5 protein-coding genes are annotated in these 5,219 nt (G+C 60.9%); all 5 read right to left on the bottom strand.

What is annotated here, in order from left to right; all coding sequences use genetic code 11:
* A partial coding sequence (locus J0I64_RS04640) for a methylglyoxal synthase (protein WP_291406442.1) occupies nt 1–285 on the bottom strand: 285 nt, incomplete at its 3' end.
* A 38-nt stretch (nt 286–323) separates the two neighbouring features.
* Nucleotides 324–728, bottom strand: a complete 405-nt coding sequence (locus J0I64_RS04645; protein ID WP_291406443.1) for a DUF1801 domain-containing protein — start codon at nt 726–728, stop codon at nt 324–326.
* 85 nt (nt 729–813) lie between these two features.
* Entirely contained in the window at nt 814–2,412 is a 1,599-nt protein-coding gene (locus J0I64_RS04650; protein ID WP_291406444.1) for a globin-coupled sensor protein, read from the bottom strand.
* Between the two features lie 155 nt (nt 2,413–2,567).
* Nucleotides 2,568–4,268 carry a methyl-accepting chemotaxis protein gene (locus tag J0I64_RS04655; RefSeq protein WP_291406445.1) on the bottom strand — a complete coding sequence of 567 codons (1,701 nt, stop codon included), beginning with the start codon at nt 4,266–4,268 and terminating at the stop codon, nt 2,568–2,570.
* Between the two features lie 367 nt (nt 4,269–4,635).
* Nucleotides 4,636–5,219: methyl-accepting chemotaxis protein (locus tag J0I64_RS04660; RefSeq protein WP_291406446.1), on the bottom strand; the 584-nt coding region annotated here is incomplete at its 5' end.

The following is a 5,219-nucleotide window of genomic DNA, read 5'->3' on the forward strand; positions in this document are numbered from 1 at the left end:
CAACGCCTTGATGTCGACGTCGTGGGGCTGGGCCGACATGGGATCGATGAAGAAAATCAGCACGTCGAGCCTGCCTTCGCAGATCATGGCCCCGAGCTGCTGGTCGCCACCGAGCGGACCGCTCTTGAGCAGCTGCACTTCGAGCCCCGTCGCCGCCTTCACGCGGCTGCCGGTCGTTCCGGTACCCCAGAGCTGATGCTCGGCCAGTTTGTGCCGGTGCCGTTCGGCCCAGGCGCACATATCGTCCTTCTTGTCGTCATGTGCCACAAGGCCGATGCGTGCCATGGTCGTCTCCTTGAAACCGACCGACTTCAAAGCACAGCTCAGCCAAAAAGCGCAATGGCTTCCGCGACAAAGAGCCCAACCGCGACCTCGGGCAAGACGTCGCCAGGATAGAGACGCAGGAAGCGCCCCTTCTTGAGGTCCTCGCCCTGCAGCAGCCCTTCCGGGTCATCGAGCATCCGCCCATGCTCGAAATAGAGTGACACCCGGTCGGCATAGGGAAAGACGGCGCAGATATGGCCCGCCTGCTTGTGCCGGAAATTGACCGAGCGCCATCCCCGCATGACCTTGCCGCTGAGCCCCGGATAGCCGGCAACCTGGCCGACAAGGTCTCGTGCCAGGAGCTGGATTTTTGGGGGCAGTGGCACCAGCAGCGCATCGAGCCCAGGCACCTCGCCCGCGCCCGCCGCGCCATCTTTCAGCTGATCCATCTCAAGCCTGACCACGAAAACCCTCCGAAGAGCGCCGCCATCTGCGGCGCCCTCGTTCTGACGGGTTGGCCTGACAAACCCTGTCAGGAGTATTTGGTGATCAGAACGCTTCCCAGTCCGAGGCGAGCGCAGTGTTGCCGACGGCTCGGGGCGCCGCACGACGGACGGGTTGCGCGGAGCGCACCTGCACCGGTTGGGCCACGGTGTCGATGCGGAAGACATCGACGATCTTGTCGAGTTCGCTCGCCTGGCTCTCGGTCTGCTCGATGGCGGCATTGGTTTCTTCGACCAGCGCCGCATTGTGCTGGGTCATTTCGTCCATCTGCCGCACAGCAATAGTGACCTCTTCTAGAGCCGAGGACTGGCTGCGATTGGCCTGGGCGATGGTGTCGATGAGCGACGCGCTTTCCTGCGCCCCGGCAAGAATATCGAGCAGCACTTCGGCCGCCTTGGCGACAAGCTGGGTACCGCTGCGCACTTCTGCCGCACTGGTTTCGATCAGCGCCTTCACCTCGGACGAAGCGTTAGCAGCCGACTGGGCCAGGCGCCGCACTTCCACGGCCACCACCGCAAAGCCCTTACCGGCTTCCCCTGCCCGCGCAGCTTCCACCGAGGCATTGAGCGCCAGGAGATTGGTCTGGAAGGCAATATCGTCGATCATGCCGATGATATTGGAAATCTTGGCCGACGAAGTCTCGATCGCCGACATGGCGCTGTTGGCCGCGGTCATCGCCTCGCCGCCGGACGTTGCGCTTTCAGCCACATTGCGCGCCTTGTCGCTGGCCGTCGCCGCGCGCTTGGCATTTTCGACCACGGCGGTCGAAAGCTGCTCGATGGCTGCCGTCGTTTCCTCGATGGTCGCCGCCTGGCGCGTCGTGCGGTCAGCCAGGTCATTGGCGCCCGAAAGGATTTCACTGGTCGCCGTCTTCAGCTGCCGCGAGGTCGACTGCAGCTGGGTCACGATCGTGCTCAGTCGCTCGGCCACTGCATTGGTGTCGTGCTTGATCTGGTCAAATTCAGGTTCGAGGTCAGCCGTCACGCGCGTCGTCAGATCGCCTCGCGCCACATCTTGCAGCACGGCGCCGGCTGCGGAAACAGCGGCTTCGATCTTGGCCTTCGCCGCATCGTCCGCCTTGCGCGTGTCGTCATTGAGCTTCTGGAAATAGGCGGAAACGCCGATATCGATATCGAGCATGATGGCCTTGAGCACCGAGACCAGCGAGCCGGTCATCACCTCGACATCCTTGAGGATCTCCTCGGAATCGCGCGCCACCATGCGGCCGAACCGCCCCTTTACCGGCTTCAGCGCCTCGGCCATGTAGTCGCGGATGATGCCCGTGACGAGCGTTTCGACGATGAGGCTATAGCCCCCGATATGCCAGCGCGGTTCGAGCCCGATCTGCGCGTGACGCAGGCCGATGCGAGTGCTCGACTCGAAATAGGCGGTATCGAGCTGGCCAGAGGCAATCGCGCTCCAATGCCCCACCTGCTTGCCCTGGGCACGCTTCATGTGCGGCTGGCCATCGAAGAAACGGGCCACCGAGGGAACCGTGGCGATGTGCTCGTAAAACCGCTCGAGCGCGGGAACCAGATGCGCCTCGATCAGGGGGCGGATACGCGACAGACGGGCCCTTGCCTCTTCGTCGAGTTGAACAAATTCCAGCCGCGACTGGAGCAGCTCGTGAGCAGATTTCGACATAACCGGCCTTTGACTAGCGCATGTACAAGCTTGAGCCGTCCACAAGTTCCCGGTCTTGGGTCACGGTCAATACCGGGAACTCTATGGGTTTCTTGGTAAATTTCCGGTTTATTGCGCTTCGTCGCAGTTCAGGGGTGAAGGAGGTTCTACACCTGCTACGCCGCAGAGAGTTCTCGCCGCGGCCCCTTGGCCTCCTGACGGAAGACATCGACGATTCCGTCGAGTTTGGCAGCCTGGGTTTCGGTCTGCTCGATGGCAGCATTGGTCTCTTCCACGAGCGCGGCATTGTGCTGAGTCATTTCGTCCATCTGACGGATGGCAACAGCCACTTCGTTGAGCGAACTCGATTGCTCCCGGCTGGCCTTGGCCATGTCTTCGATAAGGCCAAAACTGTCCTCCGCTCCATGCAGGATGTCGTCGAGCTTGCGGGCCGCCTGCTCGACGAGATGAGCGCCCGCCCTGACTTCTCCCGCGCTGGTTTCGATCAGTGCCTTGACGTCGGACGAGGCCTGCGCGGCCGATTGTGCCAACCGTCGCACCTCGACCGCCACCACCGCAAACCCCTTGCCGGCATCGCCCGCCCGCGCAGCCTCGACCGACGCGTTGAGCGCCAGCAGGTTGGTCTGAAAGGCGATGTCGTCAATCATGCCGATGATGTTCGATATCTTGGCCGACGAGGTTTCGATCGCGGTCATCGCCTCAGTTGCTTCGGACATGACCACGCCGCCCTTGGTGGCATCCTCGGCAAGGTTGCGGGCCTTATCGCTCGCCGTCGCGGCGCGACGAGCATTTTCCGAAACCGTACTGGCCAGCTGCTCAACAGCGGCTGATGTCTCCTCGATGGTCGCCGCCTGTCGGGTTGTCCGCTGCGATAGATCGTTTGCACCCGTCAGGATTTCGGCAGTCGCCGTTTTCAGCGATCGGGAAGCATTGCGCAGCCCACCGACAATGACCTCCAGCTGCGTCAGCGACTCGTTGAAGGCCTGCCGCAATTCCTCGTATTGCCCGGTAAAGGCAGTATCGACCCGCCCCCCGAGATCGCCCTTGGCCATACGCATGAGGCTTTCCGTCAAGAGTGCGATCACCCCTTCGGCGCGCTTGCGCTCGGAAATATCTGTCGCGAACTTGATGACTTTCACCACCTTGCCGGCGGCATTGAAGATCGGATTGTAGGAGGCCTGAATCCAGATCGGCTTGCCGCCCTTGCCGAAACGCTGGAACTCGGCCGAAATGGACTCGCCTTCGCCCAGCCGCCGCCAGAACGCCTTGTATTCCGGACTCGCAGCAAAATTGGCATCGCAGAACATCGAATGGTGCCGTCCGACGATTTCGTCCAGGCGATAACCAAGAGTTGCCAGAAAATTCTGGTTTGCCTCGATAACGGTTCCATCCAGGTTGAAGGCAATAACGGCCTGGGCCCGAGAAATGGCCTCGACCTGTGCCTTGTGATCGGCGGCGATCGTCACCTGTTCGGTGATATCGGTCGCAAACTTGATGACTTTGACCGGCTGGCCCGCGCGGTCGAGCACGGGATTGTAGCTCGCCTGGATCCAGACTTCCCGTCCGCCCTTGGCGAAGCGCTGATAGGCCGCCGACTGAAAGGTTCCGCGACGCAGGTCAGCCCAGAAGGCCTTATATTCTTCGCTACGTGCATAAGTGGGATCGCAGAATATCGAATGGTGCTTGCCCACGATTTCATCGAGGCGATAGCCCATCGCCGAAAGAAAATTGTCGTTCGCCGTCAGAATGATACCCTCAAGGGTAAACTCGATGACCGCCTGGCTGCGCGAAATCGCTTCGCTTCGCGCTTCTAGGTCACGTGTCGAAATACTCCGTCCAAAGCCCAGAACTCGCATCCTCTGACCTCATGCTGGAGTGGTGGCCGCCCACCATCCTCCGCAAGAGGCTGCGCCTCACCGGTTAACAATTCCTTGTTCTACAAATAGAAAGTTATTCGAATTAAGTTGTCGTGAAATCAACACTCAAAACAACAACTAGACGTAACTTCCATTTTTGCGTCGCAAGCAATTGGAACGAGTAAGTAATCTCCGAAATTGCGACCTGCATTCACCGTTAACGCGGATCGGGCCAATCTTGGCTCGCCTCCTTGTAGGCCTCTGTCCCAGCACGAGAAAAAGGGGCGCCAAATTGGCGCCCCTTTGAATATTCGATGATCAAACAAACCACCAAACCAGCATCGCCGGCCGGGCGGGAAGATGTCGGTCAGAACTCGTCCCAGTCACTCGAGATTGCGGCATTGCCGTGACTGAGATAGGCACTCGCGGCCTTATGCGTGCTCGCTGGCTTGGGTGCAGGACGCGAAGGCCGCGCAGCGACGGGCGCAGTATCGCGCTCGTCAGTGCGGAATACGGCCACGATCCGGTCGAGTTCACTCGCCTGCGCTTCGGTTTGCTCAATAGCTGCATTGGTTTCTTCCACCAGTGCGGCGTTATGCTGAGTCATTTCGTCCATCTGCCGCACGGCAACCGTAACTTCTTCGATGGCAGCCGCCTGTTCGCGACTGTCCCGGGCAATACCGTCCATCAGGGCGGAATTGGAGTGCGCCGCATCAAGCATCGAGGCCAGCTTTGCGGCCGCCTCGCGTACAAGCCGCGTACCAGCGTCAACTTCGCCCGACGAGGTTTCGATCAGCGCCTTGACGTCCGACGAAGCCTGCGCCGCCGATTGGGCGAGGCGCCGCACTTCGACCGCGACCACCGCAAAACCCTTGCCGGCGTCGCCGGCGCGCGCCGCTTCGACCGACGCATTGAGTGCCAGCAGATTGGTCTGGAACGCAATGTCGTCGA

Source organism: Devosia sp., assembly GCF_017307565.1.
Taxonomy (GTDB): domain Bacteria; phylum Pseudomonadota; class Alphaproteobacteria; order Rhizobiales; family Devosiaceae; genus Devosia.